We start from the raw sequence: 17,129 nt of genomic DNA on the forward strand, positions 1-17,129 counted from the left end.
CGTTGTCAGGTCGTGGTCAGCTCGGGTTGGTCGGGATGACCGCGGTGCGCTCCGCGGTCGTCTTGCCGCGCAGGGCCTTGCCGAGGACTCCGGCGACGTCCTGCGGGGTGACGGCGGTCTTCTCGCCGGTGCCGCGCATGATGAGGACGCCGTCGAAGGTGTTCCCGTAGGCCGTCTTGAGGGCTTCCAGGTCGTACTTCTCGACGAGGTGGCCGTCGACGACCTGCATGCTCAGGATCTTCGGCAGGGACTTGGCTCCCAGCGGGATGGACTTGGTGCCCGCCTTGACGAGGACCGGCGCCGACATCGCGGGCTGGGCGAAGTCCTTCATGGCCCGGTCCAGTTCGGCCTGGTCGACGACCGGGTCCTTGGTGGCGACCGGGAGGGCGACCGGGGCGGCCTGGCCGGTGGCGACCATGTCGTGGAAGGCCTTGGTGACCAGGCTGACGGAGCCGTCCACGTCGAGCGTGGAGCCGGGCTTGCCGGGGACGGCGAGGGCCTTGCCGGTGTCGAAGGTGATGGTGCCCTCGGTGGCGGAACCGGCGGTGCCGGCCAGCTCCTGGAGGGCGACCCGCAGCTTCTCCTCGTCGGTGGGCAGGACGGCCTCGGCCTTGCGCTCGCTGCCGAAGAGCGAGCCGATGACCGTGACGGGGTTGTAGTCGCTGCCCGCCGCGTTGCGGACGGTGGTCTGGCTGTCCAGGCTCAGGCCGGCCTTCTCGGGCTTCAGCTCGACCTGCTTGCCGCCGACGGTCAGCTGGAGCGGGGCGGCCGCACGGTTGCCGAAGGACGTCTGGAGCTTGGCGACGGCCTCGTCGCGGCTGCCGCTGATGTCGACGCCCATGACGGTGGTGCCCTTGGGGACGTCGGAGTGGTTGAGGAGCAGACCGGCTCCGTAGGCCACGCCGCACAGCACGAAGAGGGCTCCGCCGAGGAGCACCACCTTGCTGCGGCCCTTCTTGGCGGGCCGCGCCGGGGTGGGCGCGGGCGCCTTGGCCTTGGGCTTGGCCTTGTTCGCGGCCGCCGGGGCGGGCGCGGGCGCGGGCTGCGGGTATCCGGCGGCGTCCAGCTCGGGGCCGGGCCAGCTCGGCTCCTGCGCCCCGCCTGCCGGTACGGAGCCCAGCGCGGGCCCGCCGGTCGGCCCGTCGGGGCCGCGGCCGCTGCCGGGCCACGCGGGGGCGGGCGGGACGGGGGCGATCAGTGCCTTGGCGACGGGACCGGTGGTGGGGCCGGAGCCGTAGTCGACGCCGGCCTGCGGCGCGGGCGGTCCGGCGGGGCCGGGGCCCTGCGCGGGGCCCGCGGGGGCGCCCGTACGGGGACCGCCGGGTCCGGCGGGCGGTGCGGGGTAACCGGCGCCGGGTCCGGTGCCGACGCCGGGGCCGCCGGGGCCGGGCCCCATCGGAGCACCCGGGCCGGGGCCCATCGGAGCGCCGGGGCCGGGACCCATGGGCGCACCCGGGCCGGGGCCCATCGGGGCGCCGGGGCGCGGACCTGCCGGGCCCTGGGCGAAGCCCTGCTGCGCGGGCCCGTCGAAGCGCGGGCCGCCGGCCTGGGCCGGGGCGGGACCGGGACCACCGGGGCCGGGGCCCATCGGAGCGCCGGGGCCGGGGCCCATCGGTGCACCGGGGCCGGGACCCATGGGTGTACCCGGGCCGGGGCCCATCGGCGCACCCGGGCGCGGACCTGCCGGGCCCTGCGCGAAGCCCTGCTGCGCGGGCCCGTCGAAGCGCGGGCCGCCGGCCGGAGCCGGGGCCGGTCCGCGCCCCGGGGCGGGGGCGGGAGCCTGCGGCGGGCCGGGCGGGGAGCCGGCCTTGCGCGGAGCGAACCAGTTGCTGGGCATGTCCTCGCCCGGACCCGGCTCGGGCGCGGCCGGCGGACCGACGGGCTCGGGCGCCTGCACGGCCTCGGCTTCGGGCATGGTCTGGCGTACGACCACGGGCGGAATCGGCCGCGAACCCGGGATGTTGATCCGGATCCGGGTCGTCAGCTGGGTCTCCGTCTTCGGCCCGTCGGAATCGGGCGTGGACGGCTTCGCGGGCGGTGCGGTCACTGAACTCTCCTCCGGAATGGTCGCCGCGCCCGGACCGGGGGGCAGTGTCGTGGTCGGATACTGGCCTGATCCGTACGGAGGCGCACCCGAGGGGTGGGCGGCTCCGCCGCGCCCGTTGGGCCCGGAGTACGGACTGTCAGTATCACGACTCAAAGCAGGTTCTCCCGATCGGCTCCGCCGCCCGTCATAGCGTGCGCGGGCAGCTCGGCGGCCGGTCCACCATACTGGCCACCGCCCGCGCGCACCCGGCCCCCGGGAACGAAGGGTTCCCCTTGACCTCCCGCACGCCCCCTGCGCGCACCTCCTGAGCACCTGTCGCCCGGCCTCCGGGGGGCTGCGCACCCGGCGGCCGAGCCGCTCGTCAAGGCGTCGCGCGCGGCCGACGCCGCGTCACCCGGCGTTCCTGGCGGCCGAAACCGGCCGGTCCCCCGGGAGGCTCATCGTGGCGCACATCACAGCGAGCACCACTCCACCCAAAAGGTAGACGTACATGCTGATTCCGGACGAACCGAGCAGGAAGTCCCCCTCCGGCCGGGGCACGCCGAGCATCACGTAGGAGAGGAACCAGCCACCCGTGGCCGCCCCGACTCCGATGCCGGTGCCCAGGGCGATCCGGCCGCCGAGGAACAGGCCGAAGAGCGCGAGGAGCGCGAGCACCAGTCCGCCCGGGAACCACAGGTCGACGACGAGCCAGCCGGCGACGCCGACCACCACCCCTGCCGCCAACAGGCCCAGCAGGGTGGCGATCCGCCCCGCGCTCCACGCACCGGTCATGCCCGCACCCCCGCGAAGAGGTCGCGCTCGCGCTCGCCCGCCGGGACGCCCGGACTGCCCACGGCCAACTCGTAGTACTCGTGGGTGAACAGCGGCTGCGCCAGGTCGTTGGAGAGCGCGAAGAAGGGCCCGTCCACCGCGATCTGGGTGGCGTGGGCGCGCATCGCGGCGGTCTTGGCGGCCACGAACGCCTGCTCGGCGGCCTCGTCCCCGCCGATCTCGGCGGTGATCCGCTCGTCGGCCACCACGCCCGGCACGTCGTCTGGCGCGGCCGGCGCCGGGAAGGGCACCTCGCTCCCGGCCTCGCGCAGCCGGGCGAAGCCCTCCTCGACGACCGTGCGCGGGACGCGGTTCCAGTAGAGCTTGTCGATGGCGTGCGGTGCGCCGAGGTCCCGGCGGTACGCGGGTTCCGCGGCCAGTTCGGCGGCGCGGGTGGCGACGCGGTGGGCCTGGATGTGGTCGGGGTGGCCGTAGCCGCCGTCCGGGTCGTACGTGACGAGGACCTGGGGGCGCAGTTCGCGGATCACCTCTACGAGGTACCCCGCGGCCTCGTCCACGTCGGCGGACCAGAAGGCGCCGGGCCGGTGGTTCTGTTCGGCGCCCATCATCCCGGAGTCCCGGAAGCGGCCGGGGCCGCCGAGGAACCGGTGGTCGGCGACGCCCAGTTCCCGCATGGCCTCGGCGAGCTCGCCGACGCGGTGGGCGCCGAGGGTGTCCTCGCGGTCGGCCGTCAGGTGGGCGAGGCCGGGCGGGATGACCTCACCCTCCTCGCCGAGCGTGCAGGTCACCAACGCGACATGGGCGCCCTCGGCCGCGTACTTGGCCATGGTGACGCCGTTGTTGATCGACTCGTCGTCCGGGTGCGCGTGCACGAGCAGGAGCCGACGGGCGGGAAGACCGTTCATGAGGTCACCCTACGACCGCGGCACGGGCCGGCGGACCCGCCGCCCGGAACCCCGCGCGGCGGCGCCCGCGGTGCCCTGGGCGGCGTCCCCTAGAACTTGAGGCCGCTGATCATGCTCGCCACGTTGTTGGTCAGCTGAGAGAGCGTCGGAGCCACGGTCGAGCTCGCCAGATAGAAGCCGAGCAGTACACAGACCACTGCGTGACCCGCCTTCAGGCCCGAACGCCGGACCAGCAGGAAGACGACGACTGCCAGCAGCACCACGGCCGAGATCGATAGTGCCACGGCGTTTCACCTCCACGTCGAGCGGACATCGGGTTCGCGTACTCGCAACTCGGTGCTCGGCAGAGTCATACCCACCGTGCGCTACGGATCATAACTATCCGTACCCCGACATCGATCGATTCCGGCAGCACGAGGGGCGCATGCCGCGCACGTCCGGGGTCACAGGAGTGCCGGCCGGGGAAGCTGTACGCCTCCCCGGCCGGCTGTCGGCACCCGCACGGCCGCACGGGATCAGGCTGCCCGGCCCAGATCTCGGGACAGAAACGGTCAAGTTGCCTGCGTGTAAACCGAGTTGTGGGGAGAGCGGGTGCCGTTCACAGCTGTGGCGAGAAATGAGCGGTCGCGGGGCCCCCTGGCTCACCCCTTGGTCGGCGATCCCGACGGCGATCCCGGCTGCGGCCCTGACTCCGGGCCCGGCGGAAGGACGGCCCGTTCGGATGCGAAATGGCACGCCGAGGGGTGGGCCGTCGGGCCGCCCGGGAGGAAGGCCGGGATCTCCAGGAGCGGGACCTCCGACGCGCAGCGCGCCTCGGCCTTCCAGCAACGGGTGCGGAAGCGGCAGCCCGAGGGCGGGTTCGCCGGGGAGGGCACGTCGCCGGAGAGGATGATCCGCTCGCGCCCCGCGCGGGCCTCCGGGTCGGGGACCGGAACGGCGGAGAGCAGCGCCTGGGTGTACGGGTGGGTGGGGTGGTCGTAGATCTGGGTGTCGGTGCCGATCTCGACGATCCGGCCCAGGTACATGACGCCGACCCGGTCGGAGATGTGGCGGACGATCGAGAGGTCGTGCGCGATGAACACGTAGGAGAGGTTGAACTCGTCCTGGAGCCGCTCCAGGAGGTTGACCACCTGGGCCTGCACGGAGACGTCGAGGGCGGAGACGGGCTCGTCGGCGACGATGATCTCGGGCTGCAGGGCGAGGCCGCGGGCGATGCCGATGCGCTGGCGCTGGCCGCCGGAGAACTGGTGCGGGTACCGGTTGATGTACTCCGGGTTGAGGCCGACCACGTCCAGGAGCTCCTGGACCTTGCGGCGCCGGTCGCCCTTGGGGGCCACCTCGGGGTGGATCTCGTAGGGCTCGCCGATGATGTCGCCGACCGTCATGCGCGGGTTCAGCGAGGTGTACGGGTCCTGGAACACCATCTGGATGTTGCGCCGGACGGCCTTCAGGGCGCGGCCGGACAGCTTGGCGAGGTCCTCGCCCTTGTACGTGATCGCGCCCGCCGTCGGGCGTTCGAGGTTGACCAGCATCTTGGCGACGGTGGACTTGCCGCAGCCCGACTCCCCGACGATGCCGAGGGTTTCGCCGGCCCGCAGGTCGAAGGAGACCCCGTCGACGGCCTTGACTGCGCCGACCTGCTTCTTGAAGAGGATGCCCTGGGTCAGCGGGTAGTGCTTGACCAGGTCCTCCACCACGAGGATGGACTCAGCCACCGAGGCACTCCTTCCAGAAGAAGCACGCGCTGGCGCGGTCCGGTCCGACCTCGGCCAGCGGCGGTACGTCGGTGCGGCAGACGGCCTGGGCCATCGGGCAGCGCGGGTTGAAGGCGCAGCCGGGCGGGATGGCGAGCAGGTTGGGCGGCAGGCCCTTGATGGCGTACAGCTCCTGGCCCTTCTGGTCCAGGCGCGGGATGGAGTCCAGCAGGCCGCGGGTGTACGGGTGGGCGGGGTTCTTGTAGATCTCGTGGACGGGGGCCGCCTCGACGATCCGGCCGGCGTACATGACGGCGATCTTGTCGGCCACGTCGGCGACGACGCCGAGGTCGTGGGTGATCAGGATCAGGCCCATGTTGAGCTCGCGCTGGAGCTCGGCGAGCAGGTCCATGACCTGGGCCTGGACGGTGACGTCCAGGGCCGTGGTCGGCTCGTCCGCGATGATGAGCGAGGGTTCGAGGGCCATCGCCATGGCGATCATGATGCGCTGGCGCATGCCCCCGGAGAACTGGTGCGGGTAGTCCCCCACCCGTTCCCGCGCCGCCGGGATCTTCACCCGGTCCATCAGCTCGACGGCCCTGGCCCGGGCGTCCTTGCGGGACATCCCGCGGTGGACCTCGTACATCTCGCCGAGCTGCGCGCCGACGCTCAGGACCGGGTTGAGGGAGGACAGGGCGTCCTGGAAGATCATGGCCATCTCGTTGCCGCGGACCTTCCTGCGCTCCTCCTCCTTCATCTTCAGCAGGTCTTTGCCCTTGAAGAGGATCTCGCCGCCCGCGATGCGGCCCGGGGGCATGTCGAGGATGCCCATGACGGCCTGGGCGGTGACCGACTTGCCGGAGCCGGACTCGCCGAGCACGGCGAGGGTCTCGCCTTCGGCCACGGAGTAGTTGACCCCGTTGACGGCCTTGGCGACTCCGTCCCGGGTCTTGAATTCCACGTGCAGATCGCGCACTTCGAGCAGCATGTGCGGGGCTCCTCAGCGCAGCTTGGGGTCGAGGGCGTCGCGCACCGCGTCGCCCAGCATGATGAACGCGAGCACGGTGATGCTGAGCGCGCCCGCCGGGTAGAGCAGCATGTGCGGGGCGTTGCGGATCTGGGAGGCGGCGTTGGAGATGTCGATGCCCCAGGAGACCGTCGGCGGGCGCAGGCCCACGCCGAGGAAGGACAGGGTGGCTTCCAGGGCGATGTAGGTGCCGAGCGCGATGGTGGCGACGACGATGACGGGTGCGATGGCGTTGGGCGCCACGTGCCGCAGCAGCATCCGGCCGTTGCCGGCGCCGAGCGCCCGCGCGGCCTGGACGTAGTCGTTCTGTTTGGCGGTGATGACCGAGCCGCGGGCGATGCGGGCCAGTTGGGGCCAGCCGAGCAGCACGATGAAGCCGACGACGGGCCAGACGGTGGTGCTGGTGACCACGGACAGGAAGACCAGGCCGCCGAGGACCACGGGGATGCCGAAGAAGATGTCGGCGACCCGGGAGAGCAGGGCGTCGCCCCAGCCGCCGAAGAACCCGGCGAGCCCGCCGAGCGCGGAGCCGAGGAGGGCCGCGCCGAGGGTGGCGCAGATGCCCACGGTGATGGAGGCGCGGGCCCCGTAGACGGTACGGGTGTACACGTCGCAGCCCTGGGTGTCGTAGCCGAAGGGGTGGCCCGGGGAGGAGCCCTGCTGCGATTTGGACAGGTCGCACTGGAGCGGGTCGCCGCTCGCGATCAGCTGGGGCCAGATGGAGATGACCACGAGGAAGAGGATCAGCAGCGTGGAGACGAGGAAGACGGGGTTGCGGCGCAGCTGGTGCCAGGCGTCTGACCACAGCGAGCGGGCCTTCTCCTGGGGGCCTACGGGGGCTCCTCCGAGCTCCTTCTCCAGCGACTCCCCCTCTTCCAGGGCGAGATCCATGGCGCCCCCCTGGCCGGTGGGGGCGATGGACTCGTGGGGGCCGGGTCCCAGCGGATCGTAGGCGGCGCGCTCGGGGTCGGGCTCAGGCATAACGGATCCTCGGGTCCAGGACCGCGTAGAGCAGGTCGACGAGCAGGTTCGCCAGCAGGAAGACGATGACGAGGATGGTCACGAAGCCGACCACCGTCGGGGAGTTGTTGCGCAGGATGCCCTGGTAGAGCTGGTAGCCGACCCCGTGGATGTTGAAGATCCGCTCGGTGACGATGGCTCCGCCCATCAGGGCGCCGATGTCGGTGCCGATGAAGGTGACCACGGGGATCAGCGAGTTGCGCAGCAGGTGGCGGGTGACGACCCGGCGCCGGGGCAGGCCCTTGGCCACGGCGGTGCGGACGTAGTCGGCCTTGACGTTCTCGGCGATGGAGGTCCGGGTGAGCCGGGTGACGTAGGCGAGGGAGACCAGCGCGAGGACGATGCCGGGCAGGATCAGCTCGCTGAAGGGGGCGTCCGGGGAGACGGTGGGCCGTACCCAGCCCCATTTGACGCCGAAGAGGTACTGGAGCAGGTAGCCGGTCACGAAGGTGGGCACCGAGATCACCACGAGGGTGAGGACGAGCACGCTGGTGTCGATGGACCTGCCGCGCTTGAGGCCGCTGATCACGCCGAGGGTGATGCCGACGACGATCTCGATGGCGATCGCGACGATGGTCAGGCGCAGGGTCACCGGGAAGGCCGAGGCCATGAGTTCGGTGACCTTCTGGCCGTTGAAGGCGGTGCCGAAGTCGCCCTGGAAGATCTGGCCCATGTAGTGGAGGTACTGCTTCCACAGGGGCTGGTCGAGGTAGAGGTCCTTGCGGATGCGCGCGGCGGTGGCGGGGTCGGGGGCCTTGTCGCCGAAGAGGGCGGCGACCGGGTCTCCGAGCGCGTACACCATGAAGAAGATCAGGAACGTGCTGCCGATGAACACGGGGATCATCTGGAGCAGTCGCCGGATCACATAACGTCCCATGGACTGCTCCAGGTTCGATCCGCGAGAGGGGTCAGCTGACCTTGATCTGGTCGTACACCGGGACGCTGAACTGGTTGAGCGCCACTTCCGAGATGCGCTCCGAGTGGCCCGCGCTGCCGTTCTGGTACCAGAGCGGGATCGACGGCATCTGGGCGGCGAGGATCTTCTCGGACTCCTGGAACTTGGCGGTCGCCTTGGCGGCGTCGCTCTCCCGGTTGGCCTCGTCGATGAGCTTGTCGAACTCCGGGTTGCTGAACTTGCCGTAGTTCGAGGAGGCGCCGGTGTAGTACAGCGGCTCCAGGAAGTTCTGGATCAGCGGGTAGTCGGCCTGCCAGCCGGAGCGGAAGGGGCCGGTGAGCTTGAAGCTGCTCTGCTGGTTGCGGAAGTCGGCGAAGGTGCCGACGGGGTTGACGGTGCAGACCGGGCCCTCGCCCAGGGCGTTGTTGACGCTGTTGCAGACGGCGTCCATCCAGTCGCGGTGCGAGCCGGTGTCCACGTTGGACGTCAGGGTGACCTTGCCGCCGGGCAGTCCGCCGGCCTCCTGGATGAGCTTCTTGGCCTCGGTGGGGTTGAAGGAGCAGGCCTCGCCGCAGGCGGTGGCGGAGAAGCCGCCCTTGTCGCCGAGGGCCGGGGAGGTCCAGTCCTTGGCCGGGGTGCGGGTCTCGCGGAAGATCTGCTTGGTGATCTCGTCGCGGTTGATGGCCATCGAGATGCCGCGGCGGACCTTCTCCATGCCCTCCTTGCTCCACTGCGGGTCGTACAGCGGGAAGGTGAGGGTCTGGATGATCAGGGCCGGCTGGTTGATGTAGCGGTCGCCGAGGTCGTTCGCGACGTTCTTCAGCTGCTGCGCCGGGATGTCGTCGACCAGGTCGAGGTTGCCGGAGATCAGGTCGGTGTAGGCGGTGTTGTTGTCGGTGTAGACCTTCAGGTCCACGCCGCCGTTGACGGCCTTGTCCTCGCCCGTGTAGGCGTCCCACTTGCGCAGCTTCATGCCGGTGCCCTTGGTGTACGAGTCCACCGTGTACGGGCCGTTGCCGACGGGCTTCTTCAGCCAGGCCTCGTGGTCGGTGAAGAAGGCCTTGGGCAGGGGGGAGAACGCCTGGTAGCCGAGGGTCTCGGGCCAGGTGGAGAACTTCTCCTTGAGGGCCACCGTGAAGGTCTTGGGGTCCTTGACGACCAGGCCGGACATGGTCTTGGACTTGGGGTCGCCCTTCTCGGGGTGGACGTCCGCGTAGCCGACGATGTCGGAGAAGAAGGGCGAGTTGTTCTGCTTCTTGGTGACGTCCGCGCCGTAGTTCCAGGCGTCCACGAAGGACTGCGCGGTGACGGGCTCGTCGTTGCTGAACTTCCAGCCGTCCTTCAGCGTGATCGTGAAGTTCTGGCTGTCGGTGGTCTCGATCTTCTCGGCGAGGAAGTTCTTCGCCTCACCGGTCTTGGGGTCGTACCGCTTGAGCCCCCGGAAGATCATGTCGAGGACCTTGCCACCCTGGACCTCGTTGGTGTTGGCGGGCTCCAGCGGGTTCTGCGGGTCTCCCCACGAGGAGCTGACGATTCCCGCATCGCCGCCCCCGCCGCTGTCGCTTCCGCCGCCGCAGGCGGTCGCCGCGAGGGCGACGGCCGCCGCACATGCGGCCCACTTGGCGTGGGTGGCTCCGCGCATGGAGTGCCTCCTACTGGATCCCAAGACTCACTTAGGGCCCAATGTCACCCTATGTGGGGTCCCGCACACTCCTGGTTGGACCGATTGCACCCTCGCGCCGCCCGCCTGTCACCCCTGCGAGTGCAAAGCGGGGGGTCCCGGCGCGGGGTCACAGCGCCAGTTCCCAGGTGTTCACCGCGTAATGCATCGTCATGCCGTGCGCCTCGTACAGCGCGAGCGCGCCGGTCGCGTTGGCCGTGTCCACGCCGAGCCCCACGGCGGTGCGGCCCCGGGCGGCGTAGGCGGCGAAGCCGTGGCGCAGCAGGAAGCCTCCGACGCCCCGGCCGCGCACGGCCTCGGCGACGCCGATGTGGCTGAACCATCCCATGCTGGTGCGGTCGTCCCGCGTCAGCAGGACGCCTACGTCGCCTTCCCCGGGCAGCGCGGCGATCCACACCAGCGACCAGTCCAGGCCCCGGCCGTCGATGTGGTCGAGCCAGGGCTCGTACGGGCGGTCCACGTGCCCGAAGTGCGCGGCGAAGGTCTGCTCGATCAGGGCGTGGGCGCGGCGGCGCTCGCTCTCGCCACCGTCGCACGGGCGAAGGGTGAGCCCGGCGGGAGGGGCCGGGGGCGGGTCGGCCGGGTCCAGCGCGCGGGTCATCACCTGGTACCGGCGCACCGTGCGGTAGCCGCGGCCGGACAGCAGGCCGACGTCGAGGGTCGGCCGGGCGTTGAGCTGGATCCGCAGGACCGGCTCCGGAGCGCCGGCGGCGAGCTCGCGGGCCCGGACCTCCATCAGGTCCAGCAGCCGGCCGGCAGCCGCTCCGTGCCCGGGCAGGACGTAGTGCTCGGAGTCGACGCGGCCGGGACCGGAGTCGGCCCACACCAGGGCGTAGGCGAGGAGCCGGCCGCCTTCGAAGGCGAGCCAGGAGTCCTTCGCCAGGTCGACGTCGGGGTGGTGCAGATCGGCTTCGACGGCGCCCAGATCGGTTTCCGGGCGGCCGATCTCCACCATGTCGATGGCGTTGAGGAGAGCGCAGATGTCCTCGGCGTCTCCGGGCCCGGCGGGGCGTACGGTCAGCATGTCGGTCATCAGATCACTGTCGGACCCGCCGGGGCGGTCCCGCAACCGGCTTTCCGCGCGCGGCGGGTGCGCGAACGCCGAAGCGCCCGGCACCGGAGAGATCCGGTACCGGGCGCCCCGGGGTGTCGCTTCGGTGAGGTCAGACGGCCAGGACGGCCTTCTCCTCGGCGAAGTGGCAGGCCGACTCGTGCGCGGCCAGCGACTTGGAGCCCTGGAAGCGCTCCGGGATCGCGAGCAGCGGCTCCTCCACGGAGCACTTCTCCTCGGCCTTCCAGCAGCGGGTGCGGAAGCGGCAGCCCGACGGCGGGTTGGCCGGCGAGGGGACGTCACCGGTGAGGATGATGCGCTCGCGGCCCTCACGGGCGGCCGGGTCCGGCACCGGCACCGCGGAGAGCAGCGCCTGGGTGTACGGGTGGGTCGGGTGCTCGTAGATCTGCTCGTCGGTGCCGATCTCGGCCATCTTGCCGAGGTACATGACGCCGACGCGGTCCGAGATGTGCCGGACGATCGACAGGTCGTGCGCGATGAAGATGTAGGAGAGGTTGAACTCCTCCTGCAGCTTCTCCATCAGGTTGATGACCTGGGCCTGCACCGACACGTCGAGCGCGGAGACCGGCTCGTCGCAGATGATGATCTCCGGGTTGAGCGCGAGGCCGCGGGCGATGCCGATGCGCTGGCGCTGGCCGCCGGAGAACTGGTGCGGGTACCGGTTGATGTACTCCGGGTTGAGACCGACGACGTCCAGGAGCTCCTGCACCTTGCGGCGCCGGTCGCCCTTGGGGGCCACCTCGGGGTGGATGTCGTACGTCTCGCCGATGATGTCGCCGACCGTCATGCGCGGGTTCAGCGAGGTGTACGGGTCCTGGAACACCATCTGGATGTTGCGCCGGACGGCCTTCAGGGCGCGGCCGGACAGCTTGGTGATGTCCTGGCCCTTGTAGAAGACCTCGCCGGCGGTGGCGCGTTCCAGGTTCATCAGCAGCTTGGCGACGGTGGACTTGCCACAGCCGGACTCGCCGACGATGCCCAGGGTCTCGCCCTGGTACAGGTCGAAGGAGATCCCGTCGACGGCCTTGACGGCGCCGACCTGCTTCTTGAACAGGATGCCCTGGGTCAGCGGGAAGTGCTTGACCAGACCGCGGACCTGGAGGATCGGCTCGCGCGCGGGGGCGTTGGTGAGCTCAGCCATGGAGCTGCTCCTTCCAGAAGTGGCAGGCGCTGTGACGGCCGGCCAGCTCGCTGCCGTCCTGCTCGGAAACGGGCTGCAGGGCGGGGATCTCGGACCGGCAGATGTCCTGCGCCGCGGGGCAGCGCGGGCTGAACGAGCAGCCGGTGGGCAGGCGCAGAAGGTTCGGCGGCAGGCCCTTGATCGCGAAGAGCTCCTGGCCCTTCTGGTCCAGGCGCGGGATCGAGTCCAGCAGACCACGGGTGTACGGGTGCGCCGGGCGCTTGTAGATCTCGTGGACCGGAGCGGTCTCGACGATCCGGCCCGCGTACATGACGGCGATCTTGTCCGCGACGTCGGCGACGACGCCGAGGTCGTGGGTGATCAGGATCAGGCCCATGTTGAGCTCGCGCTGGAGCTCGGCGAGCAGGTCCATGACCTGGGCCTGGACGGTGACGTCCAGGGCCGTGGTCGGCTCGTCCGCGATGATCAGGTCGGGCTCCAGCGCGATCGCCATGGCGATCATGATGCGCTGGCGCATACCGCCGGAGAAGTGGTGCGGGTAGTCGTCGACCCGCTCCTTCGCCGCCGGGATCTTGACCTTCTCCATCAGTTCGATGGCCTTGAGCCGGGCGTCCTTCTTCGACATGCCCTCGTGGACGCGGAACATCTCGCCCAGCTGGTAGCCGACGGTGAGCACCGGGTTCAGGGAGGACAGGGCGTCCTGGAAGATCATGGCGATCTTCCGGCCGCGCAGCTTGCGCCGCTCCTCGAAGCTCATCTTGAGCATGTCCTGGCCGCGGAAGAGGATCTCGCCCTGCGGGATCTTGCCGGGGGGCATGTCGAGGATGCCCATGATGGCCTGGGCCGTCACGGACTTGCCGGAGCCGGACTCGCCGAGCACGGCGAGGGTCTCGCCGGCGCTCACGGAGTAGTTGACGCCGTTGACTGCCTTGGCGACACCGTCACGGGTGTGGAACTCGACGTGCAGGTCGCGCACTTCGAGGAGCGGCGTCTGCGGGTCCCCGTCACGCGGGGAGGGAAGGCTGGAGGTGTTGTCCATGGTGATCACTTACGCCCTCCTCAGCGCAGCTTGGGGTCGAGGGCGTTGCGGACCGCTTCGCCGAGCATGATGAAGGCGAGGACGGTGATGCTGAGCATGATCGAGGGGTACAGCAGGATGTGCTGGGCCACTCGGATCTGCGAAGCACCGGCGGAGATGTCCACGCCCCACGAGATGGTCGGGGAGGCGAGGCCGAGACCCAGGTAGGACAGGGTCGCCTCGGCCGCGATGTAGCCGCCGAGCGCGATCGTGGAGACCACGATCACCGGGGCCATGGCGTTCGGCAGGATGTGCCGGAAGAGGATCCGGGACGTCCCGGCGCCCAGCGCCTTGGCGGCGTGCACGTAGTCCGCCTGCTTCACGGTGATGACCGCTCCGCGCATGACGCGGTTGATCTGCGTCCAGCCGAGGAAGGCCAGGGCGAAGACGACCGTCCACACGGTGCGCTCGGTGAAGGCCTGGAGGACGACCATCGCGCCGAGCAGGAAGGGGATGCCGAAGAAGATGTCGGTGATGCGCGACATGACGGCGTCGATGATGCCGCCGAAGTAGCCGGCGATCATGCCGGTGATTCCGCCGAGGACGGTGACGATCGCGGTCACGGAGATCGCGACGATGACCGAGGCGCGGGTGCCGTAGATGACGCGTGCGTAGACGCTGCGTCCCTGGCCGTCCCAGCCGAGCCACTCGGGGGAGCCGACGGCGCCCAGTTCCGGCTTGCCGAGGAAGTGGTTGACCAGGTCGCCCTTGGTGGGGTCGATGCTGGTGAACCAGCCCGGGAAGGCGGCGATCACGAGGAGTACGAAGATCAGCGCCGAGGAGACGACGAAGTACGGGTTGCGACGCAGGTCGGCCCAGGCGTCGCCCCACAGACTGCGGGCCTTCTCGGCCTTCACCGGCTCCACCGGGGCGCCGGGCGCCGCGGTGGTCTCGGCCGCCACGATGTCGGTCTTGGTCAGATCAGGCATACCGGATCCTCGGGTCCATGACCGCGTAGAGGAGGTCGACGAGCAGGCTGGCTATCAGGTAGACGACGACGAGGACGGTGACGACACCGACCACGGTCAGTCCTTCGCGGCGGACGACCGATTCGTAGATCAGACCGCCGACGCCCTTGACGTTGAAGATGCCCTCGGTGACGACGGCGCCGCCCATCAGGGCACCGATGTCGGTGCCGAGGAAAGTGACGACGGGGATCATCGAGTTGCGCATGAGGTGCACACCGATGACGCGGCGCTTGGGCAGGCCCTTGGCGACGGCGGTGCGGACGTAGTCGGCGCGCAGGTTCTCGGCCATCGAGGTGCGGGTCAGGCGGGCCACGTAGGCGAGCGAGAGCGATCCGAGCACGATGGCCGGCGCGAGCAGCTCGCCCCAGGTCTCGTTGATGCTGACGTTCGGCGAGATCCAGCCGAGCTGGAAGGCGAACACCGACTTCACGATGAAGCCGAGGACGAAGACCGGCATCGAGATGATCAGCAGGGTGAGGATCAGGATCAGGTTGTCGGCCAGCTTGCCGGCCTTGAGGCCGGCGACGATCCCGAGGGTCAGACCCAGGACGATCTCGATCGCGAACGCCAGGAAGGCCAGGCGCAGGGTGACCGGGAAGGCGGCACCGATCACTTCGGTGATCTCACGTCCGCTGCGGATCTGGGACCCGAAGTCGAAGTGGAACAGGATCCCGGATATGTAGTTCCAGTACTGATGCCAGATCGGCAGGTCCAGACCGTGCTGCTTACGCAAGGCAGCCAGCGTCGCGGGGTCGGTGCCCTTGTCCCCGAAGAGTCCGGCCACGGGATCGCCGGGCAGGCTGTACACCATAAAGAAGATGAGCAGGGTCGTCCCGAAGAAGACCGGGATCATCTGGAGCAGTCGTCGTGCGACATAGCGCCCCATCATGCCTCCGTAGAAGATGCGGCAGGCGCAGCCGGACGGGCCCTTTCGCCACGCACGCGCGTGACGGTTCCGTCACTGCGTCGCGAAAGGGCCCCCCGGGCGCTGCGTGTAGGCCCGGATGTGGGCCGGCTCCCCGCCGGCCCACATCCGTCGAAAGGAATTACGCGGTAGGACTTACTTCTTGACCTCGACCTGGTCGAGGATCGGGTCGCCGTCCTGGGCGTACTTCACGTTCGAGACCTTCTCCGAGTAGCCCGCGTTGACCTTGTAGTACCAGAGCGGGATGGAAGGCATGTAGTTGACGAGTTCCTTCTCGATGGCCTGGTAGGCCTTCACGGACTCGTCGAGGGTCGCGGCGCTGTCCGCCGCGGCGATCTTCGCGTCGAGCTCGGGGCTGGTGAAGCCACCCTGGTTGCCGCCGGCGCCCGTACGGAACAGGTCGCTGATGAAGTTGGCGTTCACCGGGTAGTCGAGGACCCAGCCGGAGCGGTAGATCGACTTGACCTGCTTGGACTTGCGGGCCTGGAGGTCGGCCTGGAAGTCCGGCTTGGCGTCACCGGTGCACTTGACGGTGGTGGCCTGGGTGATGCTGTTGCAGACAGCCTCGACCCATTCCTTGTGACCGCCATCCGAGTTGAACTGGATGAAGATCTCGTTGTTCGGGACGCCGCCGCCCTCGGCGATGAGGGCCTTGGCCTTCGCCGGGTCGAACTTGGTGACGTCACCGGAGCCGGTCGGCGTGTAGCCGAGGACGCCCTTGGCGACCCAGCCGGTCGCCGGCTCACGGGTGCCCTGGAGCACCGTCTTGGTGATGGTGTCGCGGTCGATCGCCATCGACAGGCCCTGGATGACCTTCGGGTTGACCTTCGCCGGGTTCTTCCACTGGTCGGCGTAGTACGCGATGGCCAGCGTCTGGACGGCGGAGTAGGCCTGGTCCACGGCGCGGTCGCCGAGGTCGGCACGGTAGACCGGGAGGTCCTTCGGGCCGATCTGACGCAGGACGTCGACGTTGCCCGACTTCAGGTCCTCGTAGGCGGTCTCGAGGGTGGTGTAGTTCTTGAGAATCACACCGCCGTTCTTCGCCTTGTCGACACCCTTGTAGTCGTCGAAGCGCGTGAGCTCGATCTGCTTCTTGTGCTCCCACGACTTGAACTTGTACGGGCCGTTGCCGACCGGCTTCTCACCGGCGGCCGCGGGGTCCGCGTAGAACGAGGCGGGCAGCGGGGAGAAGACCTCGTAGCCGAGCTTGTACGCGAAGTACGGAACCGCGCTGGCGAGCTCGATGGTGAAGGTGTTCTCGTCGACGATCTTCAGACCCTCGAGCGCGTCACCGGTGGGCTTGGCGCCCTCGGCCTCGGGGTGCAGGGCCTCGAAGCCCTTGATGTCGGCGAACCAGGACGCGTTGCCCTGCTTGTTGTTGATGTTCGCGGCCCAGTTCCACGCCTTGACGTAGGACTCGGCGGTCACCTTGGTGCCGTCGTGGAAGGTCCAGCCCGGCTTCAGCTTGACGGTCCACAGCTTGCTGTCCGTGCTCGTGACCGACTCGGCGTTCACGTTGACGATCTTGCCGTCGGCGTCGTAGTCGACGAGCTGGGAGAACAGACCCGACATCGCGATCGAGCCGTTGGACTCCATCGTGTCGGCCGGCTGGAGAAGCTTCTCCGGCTCGCCCACCTCGATCGAGTAGATGCCGTTCGGGTCAACCTCACCCTTGGCGCCGGCCTCGCTGCCGCCACCGCCGCCACAGGCAGTCGCCGCCAGGGCGACGACAATCGCGCCCGCTACCCACTTGGCGCTCTTGGCACCGCGCATGGGTTTCCTCCTCATGAGTCCACTGTCTGATGTGAAGGACACAGGTGTGCTTCGCCGACACCCCTGACGGCGATAGGACCGGTGTCCCGAGTGTGCTCGTGAGTCGACGCTCCCCACAGCGTGTGACCC

General features: G+C 69.7%; 15 protein-coding genes. All 15 read right to left on the minus strand.

The annotated features are described in order from the left end of the window. Window positions 1-16: 16 nt before the first annotated feature. Window positions 17-2,200 (minus strand): peptidoglycan binding domain-containing protein, encoded by a 2,184-nt coding sequence (locus AC3IX6_RS12150; protein WP_489370130.1) that lies wholly within the window; start codon window positions 2,198-2,200, stop codon window positions 17-19. Window positions 2,201-2,437: 237 nt separating this feature from the next. Beyond that, a complete protein-coding gene (locus tag AC3IX6_RS12155) occupies window positions 2,438-2,821 on the minus strand; it encodes a DUF6113 family protein (protein WP_489370131.1) in 384 nt (127 codons plus the stop codon). After that, window positions 2,818-3,726, minus strand: a complete 909-nt coding sequence (gene mshB / locus AC3IX6_RS12160; RefSeq protein ID WP_489370132.1) for an N-acetyl-1-D-myo-inositol-2-amino-2-deoxy-alpha-D-glucopyranoside deacetylase — start codon at window positions 3,724-3,726, stop codon at window positions 2,818-2,820. The genes AC3IX6_RS12155 and mshB overlap by 4 nt, the downstream gene beginning before the upstream one ends. Window positions 3,727-3,815: 89 nt before the next feature. After that, on the minus strand, window positions 3,816-4,010 hold the full coding sequence (locus tag AC3IX6_RS12165) for a hypothetical protein (protein ID WP_250741735.1): 195 nt from the start codon (window positions 4,008-4,010) through the stop codon (window positions 3,816-3,818). A 357-nt stretch (window positions 4,011-4,367) separates the two neighbouring features. Further along, window positions 4,368-5,441 (minus strand): ABC transporter ATP-binding protein, encoded by a 1,074-nt coding sequence (locus AC3IX6_RS12170; RefSeq protein ID WP_489370133.1) that lies wholly within the window; start codon window positions 5,439-5,441, stop codon window positions 4,368-4,370. Then, window positions 5,434-6,408: an ABC transporter ATP-binding protein gene (locus AC3IX6_RS12175; protein ID WP_489370134.1), complete on the minus strand. Its 975-nt coding sequence runs from the start codon at window positions 6,406-6,408 to the stop codon at window positions 5,434-5,436. Before AC3IX6_RS12175 ends, AC3IX6_RS12170 begins: the two co-directional genes overlap by 8 nt. 12 nt (window positions 6,409-6,420) lie before the next feature. Then, window positions 6,421-7,428 carry an ABC transporter permease gene (locus AC3IX6_RS12180; protein WP_489370135.1) on the minus strand — a complete coding sequence of 336 codons (1,008 nt, stop codon included), beginning with the start codon at window positions 7,426-7,428 and terminating at the stop codon, window positions 6,421-6,423. Further along, window positions 7,421-8,344 (minus strand): ABC transporter permease, encoded by a 924-nt coding sequence (locus AC3IX6_RS12185; protein WP_489370136.1) that lies wholly within the window; start codon window positions 8,342-8,344, stop codon window positions 7,421-7,423. The genes AC3IX6_RS12180 and AC3IX6_RS12185 overlap by 8 nt, the downstream gene beginning before the upstream one ends. Before the next feature lie 31 nt (window positions 8,345-8,375). Continuing rightward, complete coding sequence (locus AC3IX6_RS12190; protein ID WP_489370137.1) at window positions 8,376-10,004, minus strand: peptide ABC transporter substrate-binding protein; 1,629 nt, start codon at window positions 10,002-10,004, stop codon at window positions 8,376-8,378. 148 nt (window positions 10,005-10,152) lie between these two features. Further along, window positions 10,153-11,076 carry a GNAT family N-acetyltransferase gene (locus tag AC3IX6_RS12195; RefSeq protein WP_489370138.1) on the minus strand — a complete coding sequence of 308 codons (924 nt, stop codon included), beginning with the start codon at window positions 11,074-11,076 and terminating at the stop codon, window positions 10,153-10,155. A 130-nt stretch (window positions 11,077-11,206) separates the two neighbouring features. After that, a complete protein-coding gene (locus AC3IX6_RS12200) occupies window positions 11,207-12,256 on the minus strand; it encodes an ABC transporter ATP-binding protein (RefSeq protein ID WP_489370139.1) in 1,050 nt (349 codons plus the stop codon). Then, on the minus strand, window positions 12,249-13,295 hold the full coding sequence (locus AC3IX6_RS12205) for an ABC transporter ATP-binding protein (protein WP_385370351.1): 1,047 nt from the start codon (window positions 13,293-13,295) through the stop codon (window positions 12,249-12,251). Before AC3IX6_RS12205 ends, AC3IX6_RS12200 begins: the two co-directional genes overlap by 8 nt. A 20-nt stretch (window positions 13,296-13,315) precedes the next feature. After that, a complete protein-coding gene (locus AC3IX6_RS12210; protein ID WP_489370140.1) occupies window positions 13,316-14,263 on the minus strand; it encodes an ABC transporter permease in 948 nt (315 codons plus the stop codon). Beyond that, the gene (locus AC3IX6_RS12215; protein WP_489371422.1) at window positions 14,256-15,188 is read right to left on the minus strand and encodes an ABC transporter permease; all 933 of its coding nucleotides are present in this window, start codon (window positions 15,186-15,188) and stop codon (window positions 14,256-14,258) included. The genes AC3IX6_RS12210 and AC3IX6_RS12215 overlap by 8 nt, the downstream gene beginning before the upstream one ends. Before the next feature lie 174 nt (window positions 15,189-15,362). Beyond that, a complete protein-coding gene (locus AC3IX6_RS12220) occupies window positions 15,363-17,000 on the minus strand; it encodes a peptide ABC transporter substrate-binding protein (RefSeq protein WP_489370141.1) in 1,638 nt (545 codons plus the stop codon). Window positions 17,001-17,129 lie beyond the last annotated feature (129 nt).

Source organism: Streptomyces sp. GL_141 (genome assembly GCF_057834385.1).